The organism is Paenibacillus guangzhouensis (assembly GCF_009363075.1).
Lineage (GTDB): Bacteria > Bacillota > Bacilli > Paenibacillales > Paenibacillaceae > Paenibacillus_K > Paenibacillus_K guangzhouensis.
In genome coordinates this window covers 253,058-276,296 of sequence record NZ_CP045293.1, presented here as the reverse complement: position 1 = coordinate 276,296, position 23,239 = coordinate 253,058, and the positions used below count along the sequence as shown (strand labels likewise).

Here is a 23,239-nt window from a genome sequence, read left to right as displayed (position 1 = left end):
GTTTAATATTGCCTCCCTCATTTTCAAACTTTCAATACATGGTTCCCTTCACATACTTCATATAAAATAGGCTAAGCGTAGTTACGGCATGTCCACAATTACTTTCGTGTGAGGTAGATAATTCACAGTAATCATTTGATCCTCAAAAGAATCCAGTGATACTAGAGAATTATAGAATTCTCCATCAATATAAGCATAGTATGGGTAACCCCATGACTTACCTGACATCTCAACCGTGGTACTGTTCGTTATATGACCTGTCACCTCAGCATAGTTACCTGTAAGTACAGCAGGTAGGTCTAACCAAGTTGGAACTGCCTGGTAGAAACAGAAGAAAGGTATACCAATAAATATAACGATCATGAAAACATAAGATAATCCGATACCGAGGACATGTTTTACTTTGCCGAAGAATGTCCGCTTGATTACCTTTTTGATTCTCTTTTTCCGTGGATTAGTTTTTCGCGTTCTCCAAGTTTCCCATACGATTTTGTAGAGAAGAATCCAGAAAATAAAACCTCCGAGTGAGGTGAATAACAATAAACTTATCCAGTACACAACCACTTCATTTCCAACCTTTCTACCACCAATAGCCACTTTATGATCGAATTAGTGATGCTCATTTCTGAAATATCTACCCTTCACGATAAAGTCCTTTCTTAGTTACTTTCATCCTAACTCTTGCCTTTATATAAAAATTCCGTTTCCCCACCTAGCATAAAAAAATATTCATACAGTTGTATGGTTCGATCTCTTAATCTATTCTTGATTGCTATTTCAATGTTCACTAGCCCTTGTGAACCAATGTTATATTCTGAATCATCTTGAAATGTACTTACCATAAATTCTGTTTCTTTTAAATGATTCTGTAACCAACCCTTTTGAGCTTCAATGAGTAACTTTTTTTGTTTTGTGTTCAATTTAGATAGCAATTTATTATAAATCCAATTTAACTCTTTATCCCAAATATCTTCATATTTTGCTTCAAATTGAATCCATCCTGTTGTTGAGAACTCGGTTGAATTGTCGAATTCATTAAATTCTTTATCATAATCTTTATCAATTGGATTTGAATTCATCAATTCTGAAAATTCATTAGAAATGTCATATGAACCAAAAATCGTATCTGAGTCATTTTGGTTTTTGACCTCAGGAAAGGATGTTGATTGGATCTGAGAGGAAACTCGTTTATCATCATTCTTGGATGTTATATCTGTGTTATATGCTGATTTTTCAGCTACCTCATTTCGGCAAGCAGTAATTAAGATTATAATGGCTAGTACTAAAAGTAATTTTGTGATTTTCATCCTGCAACTCCCTTATTAGTTGAAATATTTATTATCTAGCGTAATCGCGCATAACGTTCTTGTATCTACGAACCCGATAGGCTTAAGGCGCGAATGCGCCGTTTCCGAAGCTTAGCCTCGTAGGTTGTTCGCTAATTCACTTCTCCGCTTATCACTTCCTGTGAATTTTATTTCACGCTTTGATACATTTATTTCATTGTGTTATTATATATGTAATAAAGACCAAGTGCTGCGAACACTTGGTCAGTACAATTGGCTTGGATGGTTTATTCCCTTCTAAGTCGTATAGGAACAAAACCCACCTCTGGCCTCAACCTTTGGGTGGGTTTTTACTTTCTCTTGTTGTTATTATTGATGTATGTTAAAAGAGCAAGAATGAACGTTCCAAAGAGGAACATGATCGTTAATGCATCTTTCACTTCCATGGCTTCACCTCCTCCCGAAGGGAAACCATGCCCACCCAAGATTCAATTGTAGTTATATTTTACCTTTATTTAAACCTGCGTACAAGCGTTCCTATATTGTTTTATGCTGAATCGGTTGTCGGACATTTCTATTGCTTCAGCTTCCCCGTAATTCCTCTGCCGGACCGAGGGCCCCGATGCGTGAATATTATGTGTGCTACACTTCCTGAGCTCCCAAAATACACTCTTAACTTTTTCAATAAGTTCTTTGGCCATTATTCTGTACTCGGATACCAAATCTATAAGTAATGGATCTTCTAAAATATCTGGATATATAAATTCTCTAATCCATTCATTATAAACAAGTGCAAGGTTGTAAGCTTTATCTAGATAAGGTACTATTTCTAAGTAGTTCAACTCTTGTGCGCTGAATGGCTATTGCGAAAGCTAGTAACCTCTCTCCAATATTTCGTCCAAGTGGCTTCATCCATCTTTGCTTTGCTGATAATTTCAATTCGATCACTGTCATTCAATACTATGTATTTCCAATGAGGTGGGTTAGTCTTTTCACTACCAAAAACCATACACCATTGATTCGATACTTGAAGGTATTGAGTGTTAATATGTAGTCAATAAATGATTTAGATGGATCTGCTCCATTACTTAATGGACGAAGCTCTTTATAGCTATCGTAATGATAAAGAAAGTCTCTTATAACTGGCATTTGACTTGAAGAGACATCCACATTGTATTCAACTTTAATCTCTCCTTGATTTAGTTGTGGCATGTTCACTTCCATCCGTAAAATGGCGGGAACTACTGTGTTATCTGAAGGTCTAAGTACAGTTTACAAATTAATGAATCAATTATTCAACTTCTCTAATATCCCAAAACCTCAAATCATTTTTGTCAAGAAAAATATTTATACTATAATATTTATTCTTTATCGTCTTTTTATCTTCTTCATAGTATAATTTTTCTTTTAACTTTAATTTACCATAAACAAAAACTTTGATTTCTATATCATTTTCTGAGTATAATTTCAACTTCTTACTCCAATTGATTTTTCGTGACTTATCATCAAGCAAACTACTACCTATATAAATTGATGGACGCCTAACTAATCCTCTGAAATTTACATTATTAAACTCAACTATATATTCATTGGGGTCCTTGGGTGCTCTTTTAACAACACCGTCACCAAAATAAATACGACTATCATTTATAAAGTAATCACAATTATAACCATCCAATTCGACAAAAAAGTCTCCGTACAATATTTTTTCGCTATTTGTAATTATTTTTTTCGTATGCAGCAAATTATTATCTGAATAATTCAAATATTTAGAAACAATTGGAGCAATTGTTTTATACTCCGAATATCTTTTCCCTTTAGATGAACTCTCTGATTTTTTCTTTCTTTTTCTATCAGCATTGTCAATATCAGCAGTTTTAATTTGCTTCTCTCTGTTTTCCTTTTCTTTTCTTTCTTCAATTGTTAATAAGATATCATTCCCATCATCTATATACTTCCTGCTTTCAGCGTGCTCATCCGAAACTAATACCTTATTCTCCTCTATTTTACTTACGGGGGTACAAGTGTGTTCTCCAACTAATAAGAAATAAGGCTTTTTCTTCATTAGAACACGCTCTTTATCTATATTAGCGCAGGTTATAAGAGCTTCACAATTTTCATTTTTACATTCAAAGGCTCTTTTATCACTTATCTCACCATCCCAATAAAGTTCATATGCTTTTTCAGCATCTATAATATCTTCGAATTCAATACTATAAGCTTCTGGAATTTTAGGTTCACTCAATATAATCACCTCTAATGGATTCTATCTTATCTATGCTCTTTGACTTTAATTTAACGTCTCTGTATTCACGACACCCAGCGAAATGCTGGGTGTCCGACTGCTTCCTACTTCTCTTAACTTCTTGTGCAGGACCGAGAGCGTATGACCGATGCGTGAACATTATGTTATAAGATGTCCCTGCATTCGTTGCTTAATTCACACCATTTCTCTGCTTCCATCTTTCAATTTGCTTTATAAATTCCTTTAAATTAAACTTTCCAATGTGTATATTTGATTAAATTTTTTTCATCTGATTTTATTGCACATGTTACGATACTTTCTAAGGCAAGATAGCGCTCTTTATAAATGTCTATTAATTGATCTAGCACTTCGCCGGACCAGAGCAAGTTATTAAAATAGCACCAAATAATATGTTCCTTTGTACTAAAATATATTAATTATATCCTTATTTTCGGTTATTACTTTAATTGTAAATCTATTCAATAAGCTAGTTTTCTAAAAGTTAATAGTAAATATTGTTTTTTTTGTGTTTACTGATCTGTCATGAGCAGCAATTTTATCATTAAGTAATGCTTGTATTCGTATCATATCCTCTAGTGAATTTATAGTGCTACTATTGACTAGATCCTCAAACCATTCAGCGGCTAGTTCTTCTTTCTTGAAGAAAGAACTTGGGTATAACGTGTAATTGAGTTTCCCAACTTCCCTTTCAATGAAACTAAGTGATCCCTCCTTGCTATCTAAGGAATATACCTTGTACGTATCGCGCGTAGTTAAGCCACCAAAGATGAGTTGGAATGAGCTTGGTACTTGTTGAAGTATTTCCTGGTTCTCTAAATGCCAAGCTTGTAACTTGGCTTCATTAATAATTCCACGTCTAGTAAAAATTGTTTCTTCAAATTTAGTGACTTGCATAAATGATTGAGCAGTCTCAACGGCACCTACAAAAGAGAGAAATGAATATTTAGACACTTCAATTATTTTATTAGCATCTTCATCAAGAATATCTCCGTAAGATCCATCAGGAAGAAGTTGTGTTGCTCTTCGATCTGCCATAACTGTAAGATAATTTTCTGTTACCACTGTAGATAAAAAACTCATGTAAAAATTCCACCTTTGCATTTTGGTTCTGAAAATCCCTCAACCGACGAGCTATTCCGACATCCACATCCATAATTCAACAACCCTTCCAACAATTATACCAAGCCTTCTCTCCTATGAACATGAAAAAAAGCGCACCAAGTTCCTAAGAACTTGGCACGCTCCGATGCTTTTGGCGCACGCCTATCCGCCTATATAGTGCTTATTGAATCCCGTATTTCTCCTTCAACACGTTCAGATGATGCAATTCGTGCCCAACGATGATGTGTACCAACGCTCGTGCGGAGATGGTCAATTGATTGGAAATCCCCATTCTCAGCAACGCTTCGTCAGTAAGTCCGCGCAGCAGCGTCAACGTCGCACGGCGGACAGCCTGGTAGTCCTCGATCAACTCGGACATCGGCATCGCAGCAAAGTTCGCGCCTTCGACGAACACGTTCTCATCAAATCCCGGCAGCGGGGTCTTATCCCCTCTCGCGACGGTCAGTAAGCGATACGCCATGACGCGCTCCGTATCCGCGATGTGCCCGAGCACTTCCTTCACCGTCCATTTGCCTTCTGCGTACCGGAAGTTCCCTTGCTCGTCTGATAGATTCGCGAACAAATCCGTCGTCGCCTGCAGCTGCGCGGTCAGCATCTCGCGAATATCCCCTTCTGGGACCAAGCGTACATAGGTTGAAAAATGTTCTCCATACTCCGTCGTCTGCGGTTTCGTTATCATCATAACCACTCTCCTTTTTATTCCAGATTATAGCACGTCTTCATACCAAAAATCTCTAACCCTCGCGAGCGAGGATCAGAGATTTTACGTTCTACATTTAAAGTTATGTACAATTAAAACCTTATGATACGATCTTACCCAGCTCTCGCTCCGCATCCTTCATCCGATCTAGCCCTAACTTGTTATTCCCGAGCAGCGTATCGATCGATGCTGACAGCTGCTGCAGCGTCGCAGAAGACTGCTCACTGATTGAAGACAGCTGCGCGGTCGAATCGGTGATCCGATCCGAAGAGTTGTTGACCTTATCCATCACGACGGCATAGTCATCCGATAACTGATTCAATTGCGTAATGGAAGCGGCGATCGACGTGAACGTATCCTTCATCTCTTCCGTTACGGATTGGCTTCTTCCCATCTGCTCGGCAGCGCGGTTCATGCTAGATAACATCTGCTCCGATTGCTTGAAGAAAACTTGCAACTGCTGCGAGATCTGCACGGCCGCCGACGTCGTCAGCTCAGCCAATTTGCGAATCTCCCCTGCAACGACGGCAAAACCTCGTCCCTGCTCTCCTGCGCGCGCTGCTTCAATACTCGCATTCAGTGAGAGTAAATTCGTCTGGTTCGCAATCTCTTGGATCGTCGTACTGAAGCGATTCGTCTCTTCAAGACGTACTACGAGTTGCGAGATTTCCTGTGCGATCGTATCGATCACGTCCTTGAAATCTTGCATCGTATGCGAGAGCGAGTCCATCTTTACCGAGCCTTCATTCGATAACTCGGCCGAATGTTTCGTCGTCCCCGTCAAGGTCTGAAGCGATGCCGTCATCTCACGAACAAGTTCGTTCATCCCTTGCAGCTCTTGGTTAATCGCGAGTGTCGCATCGACTTGTTCCATGGAGCCTTTGGAAATCTCTTGGAAAGCAACGCTCATCTCTCCGAACGAAGTCATATTCTCATCGCTTGCCGCCGAGATCATCGCCATATGGGAGCGAACCTCTCGCACATTGCCGATCAGCGACTCCTTCTGCTCCTTCTGCTGATGCAGCAGCTCATCCGTCTCCTGCTTCGCACGCGCTTCGCCGCGCGACATATGATTCGACACCCGCAGCAGCGCGAAGAGAAGACCCGAAATAATCACGTAGTAGATGATGAATCCTGGCGCAAGCATATGCATCTCTTCCGATAGCGAGTGTCCATAGAAGACGTAAATCGTCATCCCAAGTCCCACGACAATACTGGTTAAGATCAGCTTTAGATCCATGTAGATCACGGTGAGCACCAGCATGAGATAGATCGATAGATTATTCGAGATCGCATCTGTCGTCGTAACGACAATCGCATTCGTGAGGATCGATCCACCCACCGCCAGATAACGCAATTGCGGAATCCATCGACTCGTAAAATGCAAATACCCGAACACGACCGCAAGTAGCACTTGAATGATCACCGGAACCAAAATGCCACTCGAGCTTAGCCCGGTAATCAATCCACCGCTTAAGGCCATAAAGGCAATAAATACGAGCGCAGCGAACACGACCGAATTACGGCGAACCATATCCTGCTCGTGCAAGGACAGGTGATCTAATTTCCGCTGTATGATATTTTTAACGCTTAACATGATTCTCCCCCAATGCAAATGTTCTCAGGCTATAGCAATAGGACGCAAGTCCTTGGCAAACCTATCCAAAGTATACATGGCATGCGATTTACAGACAAGATATGACATAAAATTTCATTTTTCGCTATAATTTCATCCTTCGCAGCTTCATTCCTCTGGAGCATTATACCAATTCGTGCTAATCTATTTGCTAGAGTAAATGATTCGAAGGAGGATTATTTTTTGATACGCTTAACCGATATTCACTTCCGAGACCCCTTTATTCTTCCTGTTCCGATGGAGAATACTTATTATATGTATGGCACCCAAGGCACCACTGCTTGGGATGGTAAGCCCGATGGATTTGACGTATACCGCAGCTGCGATTTATTAAATTGGGAAGGACCTATCCCCGTATTCCGACCTGATCCGGGATTCTGGTCCGATCACTATTGGGCTCCCGAAGTGCACCATGTCCAAGACCGATTCTATATGTTCGCCTCATTCAAAGCGAAAGGCATGTCACGTGCAGTTCAAGTGCTCGTCGCGAATCATCCGTTAGGACCCTTCGAGCAGCACAGTCTAGGCCCGATCACACCCAAAGCCTGGGAATGCCTGGACGGTACCCTCTACATGGAAAACGACGGCACGCCTTGGCTTGTCTTCTGCCGGGACTGGCTGCAAGTGACGGATGGAGAGGTCTACGCAGCCAAGTTAGCCGATACCCTCGACCGCATCGTTAGCGAGCCGCAATTATTGTTCCGCGCCTCCGAAGCGCCATGGGTGAAACCGAACACCGACGGAGGCTTCGTAACGGACGGTCCTTTCCTCCATCGCATGGATAACGGCCGCCTGCTCTTGCTCTGGTCTAGTCAAGGCGAACAAGGCTTCACAACGGGAATTGCACGTTCCGTGAGCGGTAGAATTATAGGCCCTTGGGTACAAGAGGAACTGCCGCTCGCTGTCGAAGATGGCGGACACGGCATGTTATTCCGCGATTGGTATAACAATCTGCTGCTCGCTATCCATGCGCCGAACCATCAACCAAATGAGCGACCGACCATTCTACGCGTCGAAGAGTCTGCCGAATCTCTAGAGATCAAATAGTCCCCTAGAAGCAGCACACAAAAAAACCTGCCGAGTCCTCGCTCGGCAGGTTTTACTCTATCTATCCATTCGTCAGACAGCAATGTTCCGCAATCGCTTGATTAATTCGCTCCCTTGCAGCTAAGAGCCATTCACCATTACCGCGCGGGTATTCCGAGAACGTGATCGGCGTCGCAAGTCCTTCTTCGATCAACGCAACCGTCTTGGCTTTGCCGATCCAGGACTCTAGCAGCTCTAGAGCGCGCAAATCCTGCAATCCTTGATGCAGCACTTCCAAGCGAACCGACTCAACCGGTCCCGCTTCACCTGGGTAGACCAGGTAAGCGTCGCCTGACGGGAACGCGCAACCGGCATCCGTCGTCCGATAAGGATCGATCTGCTGATCCAATGAATACTGGGTATACCAGAAGTTATATCCCCAATGCAGGAACCCTTGCAGACCGAACTTATACAATTGGAAGCCCAGCACGCGGTTGCGCGCCGAAGGCATATTGAAATAACGATTCGAGACTTGGTCATCCTGCGAGCAGCAATAGTAGGTCCAGAGATCCGGTACCTCAGCACGGAGGAACGGTTCAATATGGTCGTTCGCTGGAATCGGACGCTGCACGAGTCCCTGCTCGTAGAACTCCAGCGATGACAATGCATCCATAATCGGGTAAGCAGATAGATGCTTCCGCACCATTTCGCTTGCGGCCATATACGTCTCTAGATGATCCTGACTCGGCTCATCCGAGATATGGAACCAGCTTTGCCCGCTCAGCCCATTGACCTGAATGTAGGCATCCAATGCCGGCAAGAACTGATCAATGAAGCTGCGATATTCCGCAGATGTCGAGATCGTATTCCAGCCGAAAATTTGCTGTTCCGCGCCGTTCACCTTGGCGATGATCTTCGGTGCATGCTTCGCCCCCCACTGCGTGAACAAGTGCGAGAATTCGAAATATTCCACGCCCACGTTCCGGCACATCGCTACCCAACGCGTCAATCGATCGAAGCCGAAGGAATACGCCCCGTCCCCCAGCACTTCCACATCGACCAACTGAACCGTTGGACGTTGTCCACCAATCGCCGTATCAAGCGGCGGCGTGAATAACGGCGTTAGAATCATGTTCATGCCATGCTTTACGGCCGTTCCGATGAACTTCTCGAGCAGCGCCCAATGCGCTTCACTGAACACATCCACACCATATTGCGTCGCAATGCAATCCGTATGGAACCATTCCGTATGGATTAGCCGCTGCTTCGGCAGCTGCGCTGGAATGACATTCAGCACGAACGTATTCGTCGCGAGCAGCTCCCCTTCCACCGATGTGATCGTTACCTTCACCTCATGATCGCCCGGCTGCACTGTCTCGTCCAGATCCACATGAATCCAGAGCGAACGCCACTGATCTGGCAGCGCATGAACTGGGGTATTTTCCAATTCGTACAATGGGTCAGGGTACAATCCAGCCGTCGTCCGGAGCACGTCTGCATCATGGTCGAAATAGCAAGGCATTTCCGAAGGCACTAACCCTACCGCTCTCACATGGACAGGCAGTCCGATCGACGATTCGACTTCGACTTTCAAATTTTTGAGCAAGCGTTCTGACGTATAGGCCACTTGGAAAGCGAATGTCTCCCCATTTAGCGCCGAACCTTGGGTATAGGCCTCACCAAGCGGTTTCTCGTCCGCGAATACTTTGGTTAATGCGTGCAATGTTATCGATTGAAAAAGATTGGATTGTTCCATATCGTTCGATCCCTTCTCTCGTCTGTATTTTTCTAAACGTACACTGCTTCCTGAACATCGCTCCACGCCAGCGATTGGAACGTATCCGTCATCGCCGATTCTCTCGCCTTGAGGCACATCAATGCGCTAAGTAGCCCGTCCTCAAGCGAATACCGGGATTCCGCCGTCCCTTGCATCAGCTCGACGAAATTTTTTGCCAAATCCGTATCTCCGCCAAAATGCCCGCCGCCGAGCGAGAAATCATAAGTCTCCACCCGTGGGGTATGGTGCATGTGGACTTTGACGATGCCGGTGTAGAAATCGAACTCGACCGTGCCTTTGTAGCCCAGGAACCTGGCCCCGCGTGCTTGCGCTCCGCGCCGTGCGAAGAAGTTCTGTGAATACGTCAGATGCATGCCCGTCTCGTACCGTACGATACAGCTGCCCGAATCCTCATTGCCTGTATCCTCCGCGAAGGCGCAATACTCCCACAGCTCCGTACCATCGGTCTTGAATGCCGTACTCTCCGCACAAGTCCGGTTCTCTTCGCAATCTTTGCATTTGAGGCCGGCCGGCTTCGTTCCTTTGAAAATCTGTTTCGACGTCATCGCGCACACGCTCACCGGCTTCAACTGAAGCACGTCATTGAGGTAATCCAGGTCATGCGTCGCTTTCTGGAGGAATAATCCGCCCGTCTCTTCCTCGTCGCGGTACCAGTTCTGAAAATAGACGTTGCCGTAAGGCACGTTGTTCACCGCTTGGACATGCTCGATCGTGCCAAGTTTGCCCGAGTTGATGATCTCCTTCACCTGCTTCACGATCTCCGAATGACGCAGCGGGAAAGAAACGATCACCTGCGAGCTCGATGCCTCATATGCCGCTTTGAGCCGATAGAGATCCTCCATGGTCGTCGAGACCGGCTTCTCCAGATATAATGGCAGTCCTGTCGCGAGTACCTTAACCGCCATCTCCGTATGGAGCGAACAACGCGTACCAATCACCACGCCATCCAACGTTTCAGATGCCAGCATTTCTTCCGCCGTATCATAGAACCGTACGTCCGTATTTCCTTGTTCGGCCAATGTCTGACGAATCTCATCCTTGCGCACGTCGACGATCGCCGCAATATGGCACCGCGCATCTTGATTGATCATTTCCGATATGACATAACTTATCCGGCTTCCATAGCCAATAACACCCAGTTTCATATGTTAAAAACCTCCTCGTTCTATCCGCTCAATGCAACTCTAGTATAAGTCCAAGCTGCGCAGGATTCTTTGTCCTCGAAGCCCGTTTTTTGGTACTTTTCGAAGGGGAGAATTGATATAATAGATAAACAAGCTAACGCGAATTTCACGGAAAGGAGTCCTTCCGACATGAGCACCGACGAACAACCCGAGACCCGGCCGGTCGAAGAATATGTCTTTACCCGCACCACGCTGCAGCAGCTCATTGAAATTCATAATTTGATTACGTTCCATTATTTTGAATTCAGCAAAGACTATGAATTTACCGGAGAGCGCCATGATTTCTGGGAGTTTCTCTATGTCGATCGCGGTACGGTGAACGTGACGGTGGATCATACCACCCATACGCTTGCGCAAGGCGAGATTATTTTTCACAAACCGAATGAATACCACAGCTTCTGCGCGCTCCAAGGCAAAGCACCGAACCTGATTGTCATGACCTTCGATTGCCATTCTGAAGCAATGAAGCATTTCGAGGATCAAGTCATCTCGCTCGCGAACGAGGAACGAAATCTACTCGCGATGATCGTTGAGGAAGGACGCCAGGCGTTCCAAATCCCTTGCGGTCACCCGATCATCCGTCAGGCCAACGCGCCGATTGGCGGAGAGCAGCTCATCAAGTGTTATCTAGAGGCGTTTCTGATTCGACTTCTGCGCAAACATCTGATTGCTCAGCCTGTATCGCCCAAGTCGCTGTCCTCTGCAGCCCGGGAGAACATTAGTGACGATCTCGTCAAACGAATTACGTTCTACCTGGAAGAGCATCTCGCTGATATGCATTCGCTTGAATCGCTTAGCCAGAGGTTCCTCATCTCGAAGACGCGGCTGAAGGACCTCTTCAAGCAGCAGACAGGCCATACGGTGATGGAATACATGATGCACCTGCGAATGGAGCATGCCAAAATGATCATGCGTGAAGAGACCGCTAACATGACAGAGATCGCCACACGACTTGGATTCAGCAGCGTTCATTATTTCTCAAAAAGCTTCAAGAAGAAGACACGCATGAGCCCGACGGAATATGCGAGAACGGTGAAGGCAAGAATTCGCAACTAACAGATTGTTATAAATGAATGCAAAAAAATGACGTACGGCTCACTCCGCCATCACGCGGTGTAGAGGTACGTCATTTCTATGTTTTAGCTTAAATATATTTCGTCAGAATGCTCTCGACATGCTGGAGATGCGCTCGCATCGCCTGTTCCGCCTCCGCTGGCTGCCCTTGCTGGATCGCCTCACAGATCGAGAGATGCTCCTCATAGAGCCGAGCTGAGACCGATCGATTCGCATAGAGTTCCACCCGCCGCGTCTGTTGGATCGCCCGCTCCATTTGCTCCGCAATCGACTCGAACAATCGCAGCAGAACCGAGTTATGCGTCGCCTGTGCCAACATCAGATGAAATTCCAGATCTGTCCGTTCTCCCGCCTGGTCATCACCGATCGTCTGCTCCATTTCCGCAACAATCGCCCGCAGCTTCCGTTTATCCTCATCCGTCGCCTTCTCGGCCGCTAGCGCCGCGTTCGAGACCTCGAGCGCCTTCCGTGCCTCGATCAGCTCGAGCACGGTACTGCGATTCATCCGCAGCGAACTTAATTCCGGCATTTCGATCTCCATCACGGATGAGGAGATGACCGTACAGCCGCCGCCCTGCCGAATCTCGATGAGTCCCATCGCCTTAAGCGCGCTTAGGGCTTCGCGCATCGTGGAACGTCCGACGCCGAACCGCTCCGACAGCTCCTTCGTCGACGGCAGCTTCTCGCCGACCTTCACACGACCGTCCAAGATCAGCCGTTTCAGCTGCTCGATAATTTCTTCATAGTGATTCCGTTTGGCCAATCGCGTAATTTCCATGCCTTCCATCCGCTCCAATCGTACAACCTATCCACGTCCTAGATTACCCTACAATTAGCGCATAGACAATCCCCGGACCATGGACACCGATCGTCAGGTCATTCTCGATATCCGAGGAACGGCTAGGTCCCGTAATAAAGTGAATCCCCGCAGGCAAGTCCTCTCTACGCATGCCGTCGATTCGCTCCATCACTTCGCCCATCCGTGTCTTAAGCCGCTCGACGGGAATGATCGCCATCATCACCGTTGGCAGCAGCGTGACAGAGCGCCCTTGCTCCGGCGAAGACAATACGGTAATCGTCCCCGTATATGCAATCGCATGATCCACGACCGCGATCCCGATATCTGCGCCTGCCGCATGGGCTCGCCAATTCGCCGCAGGTTCGCTGTTCCAGACGCGGACCTCGGCTGTCGGCAGCGCCTCTTCCAGCCCAAGTTCATTCAGCGTCGGTTGATTCTGTCGAATCACATGGCGTGCGCCGAGCTCAGTCGCCCGCTCTACAATGAACTGCTTTGCTTCCTCCATCGTCTGGAAGCGTGCGGTATGACCGCCAACACTCTGCCAGTTGTCCATGAACCGCTCGATCTTCTCTTCCTTCGACCAGTTCAGCTGGGTCCAGAAATCCGGCGCGCCGCGGAATGGATGCACAGGCTTCTGCGCAATTTCCTTGCGTCCCAGCTTCGCCGCGATGCCGCCGATGAATTCCACCTGTTTCGCCCGCGATTCCTTCTCTAACTGCTCGAGCAGTGACAATTCTTGATCAGCCATGATGTCTTCCTCCGTTCTTCCGCTGTTCTAACGCCTGCTCCATCCGCTCGCGAACCTCGTCGCTCATCGACGGGTTAGAAGCCTGCACCTCTTGCTCCAGCGTCTCCCACCGTTCACGGAAAGACTGGTTCGGCAAGCTCGGTAGATGACGTACGCTATTCCATCCCTTTAACGGGCCAATCTTCGTCTTGATCATCCCTTGGCGAGCAACCAACTTTTGCCCGATCTGCCCCATCTTAATCACGCTGCGCATCCGCTTGGAATTGGACATGATCGCCGCGAAGCCTTTCATGCCGATTTTCTCCGCCGTCTGCCCATAGCCCTTCTCTACCTTGCGATTACGCAAATAGACGAGCATGTCGTGCAGCGGAATCTTGACCGGACATGCTTCATAACACGCCCCGCAGAGGCTCGACGCATTCGCGATATCGTCCCACTCCGCGACATTGCTCTGCAATGCCGGCGTCAGTACCGCTCCGATCGGTCCGCTGTATGTGCCGCCGTAGGCATGACCGCCAATGTGACGATAGACCGGGCACGCATTCAGACAAGCGCCGCAGCGAATACAGTTAAGCAGCTCTTGGAATTCGGGATCCCCAAGCTGGAGTGACCGCCCATTATCCACGATAATGATATGCATCTCGTCTGGTCCGTCCGCATCCGCTGACCGCTTCGGGCCGGAAATCGCCGACATGTACACCGTCAGCTTCTGCCCAGTCGCCGAACGCGGCAGCAGCGTCGCCATGACTTCAAGATCCGCGAAAGTCGGGATGATCCGCTCCATCCCCATCAGTGTAATCTGCGTCTTTGGCACCGTCGAGACCATACGCGCATTGCCCTCATTTTCGAAGAGAACCATCGATCCCGTCTCCGCAATCGCGAAGTTGCAGCCCGTCATGCCGATCTCCGCATCGAGGAACTTCTCTCTTAATTTCCGACGAACGAAGCCCGCGAGGATGGACGTGTCAGCCGGCAGTGTCTCACCAGCTTCCTTCGAGAGCAGCTCCGCGATTTGATAGCGGTTCTTGTGAATCGCTGGGATGATAATATGCGATGGTGTCTCCCCCGCAAGCTGAATAATATATTCGCCGAGGTCGGTCTCGACCGCTTCGATCCCCATGTTCTCCAGCGCCGCATTGATATGCAGTTCCTCCGAGACCATCGATTTCGACTTCACAACCGAGCGCGCTTGCTTCGAAGCGGCAATCTTCATCGACAGCTCGACCGCTTCCTTTCCATCCGCAGCGAAGTGCACATGAACGCCGTTCGCTCTCGCATTTTCAACGAATTGGTTCAGATAATAATCCAAATGCGCTATTGTATGGAGCCGAATTTGCCGCCCGCGTTCCCGCCACTCTTCCCAGTTGCCATGTTCCGCCGTCGCCTTCTTCTTTCCATTCCGAAGCCGCTCTGTCGTGAACTTCACAGCTTTGCGCAGGAATTCATTGTTCAGCGCAATATGCGAACGCTCCTTCACCGTCCCTGCCTGCTGTCCGTGACTCATGCCTGCTTCACCCCTTCATATAGCAATTCGGCCAGATGCATCACACGAATCGGCTTGCCCTGATACATCAGATTGCCGGAAATATTCATCATGCAGCCCATATCAAGTCCGACGAGCACTTCCGCTTCCGTCTCGAGCACATGCTGCGCTTTCTCCGATACCATGGCAGCTGAGATCTCGGACATTTTCACCGCAAACGTTCCGCCGAATCCACAGCAATCCTCCGCAAATGGAAGCGGTATCAATTCCATGCCTTGGACATGCTCCATCAGCGTCATCGGCTCCTCCTTGATGCCTAATAACCGACTGCCGTGACAGGACGGATGATACGTGACTTTATGCGGGAATACCGCGCCGACATCCTTGACGCCGAGCACCTGTACCAGAAATTGCGTGAATTCGTACGTCTTCTCCTGCAACTGCTTCGCCTTCTGCAGCATCACGGGGTCGTGCTCGAACAACTTCGGATAATAGTGCTGGATCATTCCGGTACAAGAACCGGATGGCGAGATGACGAAATCGCTGTCCTCAAATGCCGCCAGCAGTGTTCTCGCAGACTCTCGCGCTTCCTCCCAATATCCGCTGTTGAACGCCGGCTGTCCGCAACACGTCTGCGCCTTCGGGAACTCCACTTGCACACCGTACCTCGCCAGCAATCGAACCATTGCTTCACCAACACGCGGGTAAATGGCATCGCTTAAGCAGGTAATAAACAAAGAAACCTTCATCTTCTACACCTCTTTGATTGTGATCATTATTCATCTTATTGTCAGGTTGTCAGACATGTTAGGGATAAAAACAACTTAACGCCATCACGCTAAGCTCTTCTTGGCTCGCACCCAAAGGTGTGAGGAAAATCATACCTTTTCCTTCATGATAAGCCCGTCGCCGCCGCGGCGTCAATGGGATTCTACTAATTTTTATCGCTCGACCGATGCGGGGTGCCATGCTATAATGTTTCAGGCTGCCGACTCGGCAAGCCGTAATCTCATAAGACAGAGTTCGCAATCTCCGCCTCTGTTAAAACAAAACTAGGAGGGCACAAGTATGCCACAGAAAAAACAAGCATTACCCCCGTTCATTCCTGTCGACCCCAGCTCGAAAAAGCTGCTGCTGTTGTCAGGCCTCTTTATCTGCTGCGTGATGATAGCCAATATCGTCGCGACCAAGATCGTCACCTTCGGCTTCACCTCCGCGACGGTCGCCATCCTGTTCTATCCCTTTACGTATGTCATTGCCGACACGGTCTCCGAAGTCTGGGGCAAACATGTCGCCCAGCGCATGGTCTGGCTCGGACTGGCCGCCAATGTCATCATGGTCACGCTGTTCACGATTGCCGTGAAATTGCCGGGAGCCGCATTCTATGAAGGGCAAGCAGCCTTTGAGACGGTGCTGCTCGGCGTACCTCGCATCGTCCTCGCCTCCGTGATAGCCTATGCGATCTCGCAGAACTTGGACATTTATATGTTCCTCGGTCTTCGGAAGCGGACGCATGGACGGCATCTCTGGCTGCGCAACAACGTCAGCACGATGGTGAGTCAGTTGATCGATACGGCGATTTTCACGTGTATCGCATTCATCGGACGTGTGCCAGGCAGCGAAATCGGCAAAATCATCGGCACAGAATATGGGATCAAGATTGTCCTATGCATCATTCTAACACCGCTCGTCTATGCACTCGTCGCATGGGCACGCAGCAATTCAATACAGGAGGGAATTCATCATGACCACGCAGCATAATGCACAGCAATCGATCGAAGGATTAACTTTACTCGGGAATCAGAACACCGAATATACGTATGAATATGATCCGAAGCTACTAGAGACGTTCGAGAACAAGAAACAGGACCGCGACTATTTCGTCAAGTTCAATTGTCCGGAGTTCACGAGCCTGTGCCCGATGACGGGCCAGCCAGACTTTGCAACGATTTATATCAGCTATGTGCCGGACGTATTAATGGTCGAGAGCAAGTCGTTGAAGCTATACCTGTTCTCCTATCGTAATCATGGCGATTTCCATGAGACCTGCGTCAATACGATCATGGATGACCTCATTGCACTAATGAAGCCTAAATATATTGAAGTGTGGGGTAAATTCACCCCGCGAGGCGGCATCAGCATCGATCCCTATTGCAACTATGGCAAGCCAGGGACGGCTTGGGAAGAGGTCGCGCGCCAGCGTCTATTCCAACATGACATGTATCCAGAGAAGATCGATAACCGCTAAGGATTCGAACCTCTATTCTTCGCTTGCGAAGGGTGGAGGTTTTTTTATGCACGGACATGCACACGGTCGCACCCATTCTAGGCGAGCGCATACTGTATAGCAAGTCAATCTGTTAGGCTTACTGGAGGGGTAATTATGGTTCAATTATCAGCTCTGCACTGGATTTATGTGGCCTGCATCGTGCTTATCATCGGGTTCATGGTGCGCAAAAGAGACACGACGCTGCTCTGCATCGCAGGCATCTTCGTGCTAGGCCTCGTCGCAACCGGATCACTCACGGCATCGGTCAGCGGCATCTTCTCTAGCTTCATCTATGCGTTAAAAGAGTTGCTCGGTACCATCCTGATCATCTCTGTCATCGTCGCCTTAAGCCGTGTGCTCGCGCGAACCGGCATCAATGAGATGATGGTGAGTCCGTTCACGAAGCTCATCCGGACGCCCAGCCTCGCCTATTGGACGATCGGGATCGTCATGATGATCATCTCCTGGTTCTTCTGGCCTTCGCCAGCGGTAGCGCTGATCGGCGCCGTCCTGCTCCCTGTCGCGATTCGTGCCGGGCTGCCAGCGCTTGGCGTAGCCGTCTCGATGAACCTGTTCGGCCATGGGATTGCACTGTCAAGCGACTTCATCATCCAAGCCGCCCCGAAGCTCACCGCAGACGCCGCAGGGATTCCGGTCGGCGACGTTGTCTCCGCCAGCGTGCCGCTCGTCTTGGTGATGGGCTTCGTCACCACCGTGGCCGCCTTCTGGTTCCTGCGCCGTGATATGAAGCGAGGAACGCTCACCTTCTCGACCGGACTCGCGAGCGTTGGTTCCGCTACGTCGACTAGCGGCGACGACGGTACTGTCCCCCCTTCGGAGAGTTCCTCTCCTTCGCTCATGCCTCGGAATACGCGCATCGTGTTCGCGATTCTCGTCCCGCTCTTCTTCCTCACCGATGTCGCTGCCATGATCTATTTCAAGCTCCAAGGCGGCGATGCCACAGCGCTCATCGGTGGTACTGCACTCTTACTCCTGCTGCTCATTTGCCTCTTCGCCCACGGCAACCGAGGTCTAGAGCAATCGACAACAGACATGGTCGACGGCTTCTTATTCGGGTTCCGCGTCTTCGGTCCGGTGATCCCGATTGCCGCATTCTTCTATTTGGGTGACAGCGCTTTCATTGAAGTCTTCGGCAAGACGCTTCCTGCGGGCTCCCACGGCATCGTGAATGATCTCGGTCTCGCCCTTGCACATACCGTACCCGTCAATACGGCCGTCAGCGCCGCAACCTTAACGACGGTCGGTGCGATTACCGGTCTCGACGGTTCGGGATTCTCCGGCATATCGCTCGCCGGCTCCATCGCGAGCCTCTTCGGCACGGCCATTCAGAGCGGCGTCGCAACCTTAACCGCGCTCGGTCAGATCGCAGCCATCTGGGTTGGCGGCGGTACGATTATCCCGTGGGCGTTAATCCCGGCAGCAGCGATCTGCGGCATCAGCCCGTTCGAACTTGCGCGGCGCAATCTGAAGCCTGTGATCATCGGCCTCGTCGTGACGACGATCGTCGCCATGTTCCTCATCTAATCGCGATTGGAGGTGTAAGCTGTCATGCCTGTGTCCGCTCAAAGCCTATATGGACTGATCGGCAAGCCCGTCGGTGTCTCCATGATGGACGGTACGGGCGTCACCGGCGTCCTGTGCAGCGTTCAGCACGACGATATCTACCTGATGGAATATCTCTACCACACGCAATTCGCCACAAAGCATTACCCGCTCAGTCAGATTCAAGCGGTCCATCCCTTCCCAGGTTGTGCATGGCCTGCCGGTTCGTGGCATCAGTCGATGTATTAATGGATAATATGAAGAAACCCTGTTGTTCCTGACTGGAATCAACAGGGTTTTGTTGTTGCTTGGCGCGATTTCGGAGGCGAAGACCTGCCGCCTTTACGCCAAGCTCAATTGCCAGGATACGCCGAACCGGTCCGCGAACCACGTGAACTTCTTGCTGAACGGATACGCTTGCATCGGCATCATGACACTTCCACCTTCCGATAGCACCTCATACACGCGATCGATTTCTTCCTCCGTGTCGCATGTGACATACATCGAGATCGACGGGGTGAAGGTGAAGTTATGCTGAATATTGCTGTCAATCGCCATGAACACCTGTCCGTGCAACGAGAACGAAGCCTTCATCACGCTTCCTTCAGCTCCCGGTCCCTCTGGACCATAGCGCACGATATGGATTAGCTCAGACTGGTCGAACGTCGACGTATACAAGTTGATCGCTTCTTCGGCTTGTCCTTGAAACATCAAAAATGGAGTAACCTTTGACTTATTCTGCGACAATTGGATCCTCTCCTTAATTCCATAGAATAGATGGTTGTAATGTACCTATTTCAAGTGTACACCATACCGGGCTTGCGCATAAGTGGTGATGGGGGAATGTGTGCGCGGGTTGAATAACTGCTAAAAGCAGTTATTTGGCTGGAAATTGGCTCGGGTGAGCGAAATAACTGCAAAAAGTCAGTTAAATAGGAATGAAACGATGCACTTGAGCAAAATAACTGCAAAAATGCAGTTATTGGGCTAGGAGTGACTCGAATGCGTGAATTTAACTGATAAAAGACAGTTAAATAGGTGCGAAAGCAGTGCGCGTACGCAAAATAACTGCAAAAAAGCAGCTATTTGAATGAAGAGCTCCAGAATGAGCGAAATAACTACGATGAAAAAAGAGCCTCTCCCGAAGGAAAGGCTCTTACCCATTTAATATGTAATATTGCGATGCGCGTACCGTGCTACAATCTGCCGATTATGCTCATCCCCGCCATCTAAGTTCGCGCTGCGATAGACAGGAGGCAGCTCCCCGTGCTCCACCGAGAGACGGATGATCTCATTCGTCAACGCTTGCGCGATCAAGCCCCCAACGATCGACGAAGCCGAGCCCGTACGCTCCGCCATGTTCGGGATCTCCAGCAGCACATCCCCGTATGGACAGCAGTTATCGATAACGATATCGGCCAACTCATACAGCTTCTTGCCACACGGATGCCTGCTATCCGTATTCGTCGAATGCTGCAGCGAAGTGACGGCAATGATCGGCAGTCCGCGTTCCCTGCAGATCGTGGCCAACTCGACAGCCGATCCATTCCGCCCCGAGTTCGATACAATGATGAACGCATCCTCACCCTGCACTTGGTGAATGTCCATCAAACGATGCGCCGTCTCCGGCGACCGTTCGAGCTCCGTCAGGTTAATGCCTGGCGTTCCTTCTACCAGTGCAATATCCTCTAGCGCGACCAGCTTCATCGGGACGAGCCCGCCTGCTCGGCCACACATCTCCATGCCGAAGGCCCGCGAATGCCCCGCCCCGAACACGTGGATAATGCCGCCTTGCCGCAGCCGTTCTTCTAATAGCTTCGAAGCTTCTTGAATCGCCTTAACTTGTGTCTCTTGCATTTGCTGCACGACCTCCAAGATCGTGCCCATGATGACATTAGCACCTAATTTCATTGCATAACCCCTCCCTCAAATCAATAGATTTGTTCTACTCTTCCTATTTATATGTATGGGAGAAGTTCTCATTTTACTCTTAAATATATTAGAAAATTTTATCCAACCAACTTCATTGGCATTCCCGCGCAAAAAGTGGTATCGTCGCTATATAGAAACTCTAGTTAGCGAAAGGATGAAATCCACGATGGTGAACCGCATCGAGCAACTCTATAAACTAATGCAAACAAGTGGCATGTCCACCCTATTAATTACGGAACCAAAGCATGTCTACTACTTCACGGGCTTCGCATGCGATCCGCACGAACGCTTCCTCGGCTTGATCGTCTCGACCGAACAAGAGCCTGTGCTTATCGTGCCAGCGCTAGATGAAGAAGCTGCATCACAATCTTCCTCCGTGAAGCGTATTGCGACACACACGGATACGGACAACCCGTACGCGATCTTGAAGCAGCACCTACCTGCCTCGATCCAATCGCTAGGTATCGAGAAGGAACACCTGTCGGTTGTTCGTTACGAAGCCTTGAGCGCCGTTGTCCAAGCGAATACGTATATCGATGCAGGTGACATGCTCCGCAGCTTGCGCATGCGCAAGTCCGCAGATGAGATTACTCGGATGAAGGAAGCGGTACGACTCGTTGAAGCTGCACTGCATAACGTAGTCAGCCAAGTGAAAATCGGCGTGACCGAGATCGAACTCGTGGCAGAGCTCGAGTATCAGATGAAGAAGCTCGGCGCCGAAGGTCCTTCCTTCGATACGATGGTGCTCGCAGGTGAGAAATCTGCATTGCCGCATGGTAACCCAGGCACGCGCAAGATCCAAGCGAACGAGCTGCTGCTGTTCGACCTTGGCGTCTATGCCAACGGCTACGCATCCGACATTACGCGAACGTTCGCTGTAGGCGAGATTGATGATCAACTGAAGGAGATCTACAATACGACGCTGCAAGCGAATCTCGCGGCGATTGCAGCCGTACGTCCAGGCGTGACCTACGCCTCCATTGACCGCGCTGCGCGTCAAGTGATCGAAGACAAAGGCTATGGCCCGTACTTCATGCACCGCCTCGGTCATGGCCTCGGTATGGATGTACACGAATATCCTGGCGTTCACGCGAACAACGAAGACCTGCTACAGGAAGGCGTCGTTTTCACGATTGAACCAGGCATTTACCTGCCTAACCGCGGCGGCGTCCGGATCGAAGACGATGTCGTCGTGACGGCAGACGGCATCGAAATTCTGACGACCTATCCGAAAGAACTAACGGTCATCGGCGGATAGACACGAAACCGTCGTTCATCTTTATTCAATAGCACGCCAAAGAGCCCCGCTCCTCCCATCGTATCGATGGGGAGAACGGGGCTTTTCTTTATGCTTCGACGGGTCAGGTTAAGGTCTTACACCCACCACATTTCGCCTAACGGCTCTCTAATCAAGACTTGATTCAAGTTCTCGACGGCTTTCGTGAAGCCCTCATCCACCGACATCAAGCCATCTTCGTGTTCAATACTTACGACATAGTCATAGCCCACAAGGCGAAGCGCACTCATGATGTCCGCCCATACCTTCATGTCATGACCATAACCTACCGTACGGAACTGCCAAGCACGATCCAGCATTAGCGCATAGGATTGCATATCCGTCACACCATGTTTGTTCACGTTGATCGGATCGATCGACGTGTCTTTCGCATGGAAGTGGTGAATTGCGTTCTCGCGGCCCAAGATATGGATCGCTTGCACCGGATCAATACCTTGCCACCACATATGGCTCGGATCCAGGTTCGCGCCGATCACTTCACCAACCGCTTCACGAAGGCGAAGCAGGTTCGCAGGTGTGTGCACGGAGAATCCGCCGTGCAATTCCAGCGCGATTTTGACGCCACGGTCTGAAGCGTATTTCCCTGTCTCTGTCCAATAAGGAATTACTTTGTTCGACCATTGCCAGTCGAGAATTTCTTGGTAGTCTCCCGGCCAAGGCGCAACCGGCCAGTTCGGATACTTCGCACCCTCATGATCGCCAGGGCAGCCAGAGAATCCGTTCACTACAGGCACTTCTAGACGCTCCGCAAGCTCGACCGTGCGCATGAAATCATCATGGAACGGCTTTGCGATATCCTTCTGCGGATGCAATGCATTGCCATGGCAGCTAAGCGCACTGATCGTTAACCCACGGGAATCGAATGCTTGCTTGAACGCTTTTAGTTTGCCCGCGTCAGCGAGCAGCTCTTCCGGTTTGCAGTGACTGTTCCCCGGGTAGCCTCCTGTACCGATCTCGACGGCTTGCAAGCCTTTGCTTTGAATATAGTCAAGCGCTTCTTCAAGCGGCTTTTGAGCAAATAATACAGCGAATACGCCTAATTTCATCGTGATAAGC

General features: G+C 49.0%; 25 protein-coding genes. 7 read left to right on the top strand and 18 right to left on the bottom strand.

Annotated features, from left to right (window positions below; genetic code table 11):
• Positions 1 to 81: 81 nt before the first annotated feature.
• The 9 genes from GCU39_RS01285 to GCU39_RS01250 form a co-directional block, all read right to left on the bottom strand.
• Entirely contained in the window at positions 82 to 597 is a 516-nt protein-coding gene (locus tag GCU39_RS01285; protein ID WP_152391843.1) for a hypothetical protein, read from the bottom strand.
• Between the two features lie 77 nt (positions 598 to 674).
• Positions 675 to 1,307, bottom strand: a complete 633-nt coding sequence (locus GCU39_RS01280; RefSeq protein WP_152391842.1) for a lysozyme inhibitor LprI family protein — start codon at positions 1,305 to 1,307, stop codon at positions 675 to 677.
• A gap of 329 nt (positions 1,308 to 1,636) precedes the next feature.
• A complete protein-coding gene (gene comI, locus GCU39_RS31710) occupies positions 1,637 to 1,732 on the bottom strand; it encodes a competence inhibitor ComI (RefSeq protein WP_019639195.1) in 96 nt (31 codons plus the stop codon).
• A 69-nt stretch (positions 1,733 to 1,801) separates the two neighbouring features.
• Positions 1,802 to 2,128 carry a hypothetical protein gene (locus GCU39_RS01275; RefSeq protein WP_152391841.1) on the bottom strand — a complete coding sequence of 109 codons (327 nt, stop codon included), beginning with the start codon at positions 2,126 to 2,128 and terminating at the stop codon, positions 1,802 to 1,804.
• Positions 2,129 to 2,246: 118 nt separating this feature from the next.
• The gene (locus GCU39_RS01270; RefSeq protein WP_152391840.1) at positions 2,247 to 2,498 is read right to left on the bottom strand and encodes a hypothetical protein; all 252 of its coding nucleotides are present in this window, start codon (positions 2,496 to 2,498) and stop codon (positions 2,247 to 2,249) included.
• Positions 2,499 to 2,577: 79 nt separating this feature from the next.
• Entirely contained in the window at positions 2,578 to 3,531 is a 954-nt protein-coding gene (locus GCU39_RS01265; RefSeq protein WP_152391839.1) for a hypothetical protein, read from the bottom strand.
• Positions 3,532 to 4,026: 495 nt separating this feature from the next.
• Positions 4,027 to 4,632: an Ntn hydrolase family protein gene (locus GCU39_RS01260; protein WP_152391838.1), complete on the bottom strand. Its 606-nt coding sequence runs from the start codon at positions 4,630 to 4,632 to the stop codon at positions 4,027 to 4,029.
• 202 nt (positions 4,633 to 4,834) lie between these two features.
• Positions 4,835 to 5,353 (bottom strand): DinB family protein, encoded by a 519-nt coding sequence (locus tag GCU39_RS01255; protein WP_193726951.1) that lies wholly within the window; start codon positions 5,351 to 5,353, stop codon positions 4,835 to 4,837.
• Between the two features lie 121 nt (positions 5,354 to 5,474).
• The gene (locus tag GCU39_RS01250; RefSeq protein WP_152391836.1) at positions 5,475 to 6,971 is read right to left on the bottom strand and encodes a methyl-accepting chemotaxis protein; all 1,497 of its coding nucleotides are present in this window, start codon (positions 6,969 to 6,971) and stop codon (positions 5,475 to 5,477) included.
• A 222-nt stretch (positions 6,972 to 7,193) separates the two neighbouring features.
• On the opposite strand from GCU39_RS01250, the gene GCU39_RS01245 reads away from it, so the two are divergent.
• Complete coding sequence (locus GCU39_RS01245; RefSeq protein WP_152391835.1) at positions 7,194 to 8,057, top strand: glycoside hydrolase family 43 protein; 864 nt, start codon at positions 7,194 to 7,196, stop codon at positions 8,055 to 8,057.
• Between the two features lie 61 nt (positions 8,058 to 8,118).
• Here GCU39_RS01245 and GCU39_RS01240 read toward each other — a convergent pair whose 3' ends face one another.
• The gene (locus GCU39_RS01240) at positions 8,119 to 9,792 is read right to left on the bottom strand and encodes a DUF4091 domain-containing protein (RefSeq protein ID WP_152391834.1); all 1,674 of its coding nucleotides are present in this window, start codon (positions 9,790 to 9,792) and stop codon (positions 8,119 to 8,121) included.
• A gap of 32 nt (positions 9,793 to 9,824) precedes the next feature.
• The gene (locus GCU39_RS01235; RefSeq protein WP_152391833.1) at positions 9,825 to 10,979 is read right to left on the bottom strand and encodes a Gfo/Idh/MocA family protein; all 1,155 of its coding nucleotides are present in this window, start codon (positions 10,977 to 10,979) and stop codon (positions 9,825 to 9,827) included.
• A gap of 168 nt (positions 10,980 to 11,147) precedes the next feature.
• Between GCU39_RS01235 and GCU39_RS01230 the strand changes: the two genes are divergently transcribed.
• A complete protein-coding gene (locus GCU39_RS01230) occupies positions 11,148 to 12,074 on the top strand; it encodes an AraC family transcriptional regulator (protein ID WP_152391832.1) in 927 nt (308 codons plus the stop codon).
• An 88-nt stretch (positions 12,075 to 12,162) separates the two neighbouring features.
• On the opposite strand, the gene GCU39_RS01225 is transcribed toward GCU39_RS01230, so the two are convergent.
• The 4 genes from GCU39_RS01225 to GCU39_RS01210 are packed head-to-tail and all read right to left on the bottom strand — an operon-like array spanning position 12,163 to position 15,871.
• Positions 12,163 to 12,870 carry a FadR/GntR family transcriptional regulator gene (locus GCU39_RS01225; RefSeq protein ID WP_152397035.1) on the bottom strand — a complete coding sequence of 236 codons (708 nt, stop codon included), beginning with the start codon at positions 12,868 to 12,870 and terminating at the stop codon, positions 12,163 to 12,165.
• A gap of 43 nt (positions 12,871 to 12,913) precedes the next feature.
• The gene (locus GCU39_RS01220; RefSeq protein ID WP_152391831.1) at positions 12,914 to 13,639 is read right to left on the bottom strand and encodes a LutC/YkgG family protein; all 726 of its coding nucleotides are present in this window, start codon (positions 13,637 to 13,639) and stop codon (positions 12,914 to 12,916) included.
• Positions 13,632 to 15,143, bottom strand: coding sequence for a LutB/LldF family L-lactate oxidation iron-sulfur protein (locus GCU39_RS01215; RefSeq protein ID WP_152391830.1), 1,512 nt, complete (start codon positions 15,141 to 15,143; stop codon positions 13,632 to 13,634). Before GCU39_RS01215 ends, GCU39_RS01220 begins: the two co-directional genes overlap by 8 nt.
• On the bottom strand, positions 15,140 to 15,871 hold the full coding sequence (locus GCU39_RS01210) for a (Fe-S)-binding protein (RefSeq protein ID WP_152391829.1): 732 nt from the start codon (positions 15,869 to 15,871) through the stop codon (positions 15,140 to 15,142). Before GCU39_RS01210 ends, GCU39_RS01215 begins: the two co-directional genes overlap by 4 nt.
• A gap of 319 nt (positions 15,872 to 16,190) precedes the next feature.
• Here GCU39_RS01210 and GCU39_RS01205 point away from each other — a divergent pair, with 319 nt between their 5' ends.
• The 4 genes from GCU39_RS01205 to GCU39_RS01190 all read left to right on the top strand — a co-directional run bounded on the left by GCU39_RS01205 (position 16,191) and on the right by GCU39_RS01190 (position 19,203).
• Positions 16,191 to 16,883: a queuosine precursor transporter gene (locus GCU39_RS01205; protein ID WP_152391828.1), complete on the top strand. Its 693-nt coding sequence runs from the start codon at positions 16,191 to 16,193 to the stop codon at positions 16,881 to 16,883.
• On the top strand, positions 16,867 to 17,370 hold the full coding sequence (gene queF / locus GCU39_RS01200) for a preQ(1) synthase (protein WP_152391827.1): 504 nt from the start codon (positions 16,867 to 16,869) through the stop codon (positions 17,368 to 17,370). Before GCU39_RS01205 ends, queF begins: the two co-directional genes overlap by 17 nt.
• A gap of 135 nt (positions 17,371 to 17,505) precedes the next feature.
• Positions 17,506 to 18,936: a hypothetical protein gene (locus GCU39_RS01195; protein WP_407671624.1), complete on the top strand. Its 1,431-nt coding sequence runs from the start codon at positions 17,506 to 17,508 to the stop codon at positions 18,934 to 18,936.
• Between the two features lie 24 nt (positions 18,937 to 18,960).
• Complete coding sequence (locus GCU39_RS01190; RefSeq protein WP_152391825.1) at positions 18,961 to 19,203, top strand: hypothetical protein; 243 nt, start codon at positions 18,961 to 18,963, stop codon at positions 19,201 to 19,203.
• 93 nt (positions 19,204 to 19,296) lie between these two features.
• Here GCU39_RS01190 and GCU39_RS01185 read toward each other — a convergent pair whose 3' ends face one another.
• Both GCU39_RS01185 and GCU39_RS01180 read right to left on the bottom strand, forming a co-directional pair.
• The gene (locus GCU39_RS01185; protein ID WP_265333528.1) at positions 19,297 to 19,665 is read right to left on the bottom strand and encodes a VOC family protein; all 369 of its coding nucleotides are present in this window, start codon (positions 19,663 to 19,665) and stop codon (positions 19,297 to 19,299) included.
• 453 nt (positions 19,666 to 20,118) lie between these two features.
• Positions 20,119 to 20,865, bottom strand: a complete 747-nt coding sequence (locus tag GCU39_RS01180; protein ID WP_152391823.1) for a sugar isomerase domain-containing protein — start codon at positions 20,863 to 20,865, stop codon at positions 20,119 to 20,121.
• Positions 20,866 to 21,052: 187 nt separating this feature from the next.
• Between GCU39_RS01180 and GCU39_RS01175 the strand changes: the two genes are divergently transcribed.
• A complete protein-coding gene (locus GCU39_RS01175; RefSeq protein WP_152391822.1) occupies positions 21,053 to 22,144 on the top strand; it encodes a M24 family metallopeptidase in 1,092 nt (363 codons plus the stop codon).
• 116 nt (positions 22,145 to 22,260) lie between these two features.
• On the opposite strand, the gene GCU39_RS01170 is transcribed toward GCU39_RS01175, so the two are convergent.
• Entirely contained in the window at positions 22,261 to 23,229 is a 969-nt protein-coding gene (locus tag GCU39_RS01170) for a sugar phosphate isomerase/epimerase family protein (protein ID WP_152391821.1), read from the bottom strand.
• Between the last annotated feature and the right edge of the window lie 10 nt (positions 23,230 to 23,239).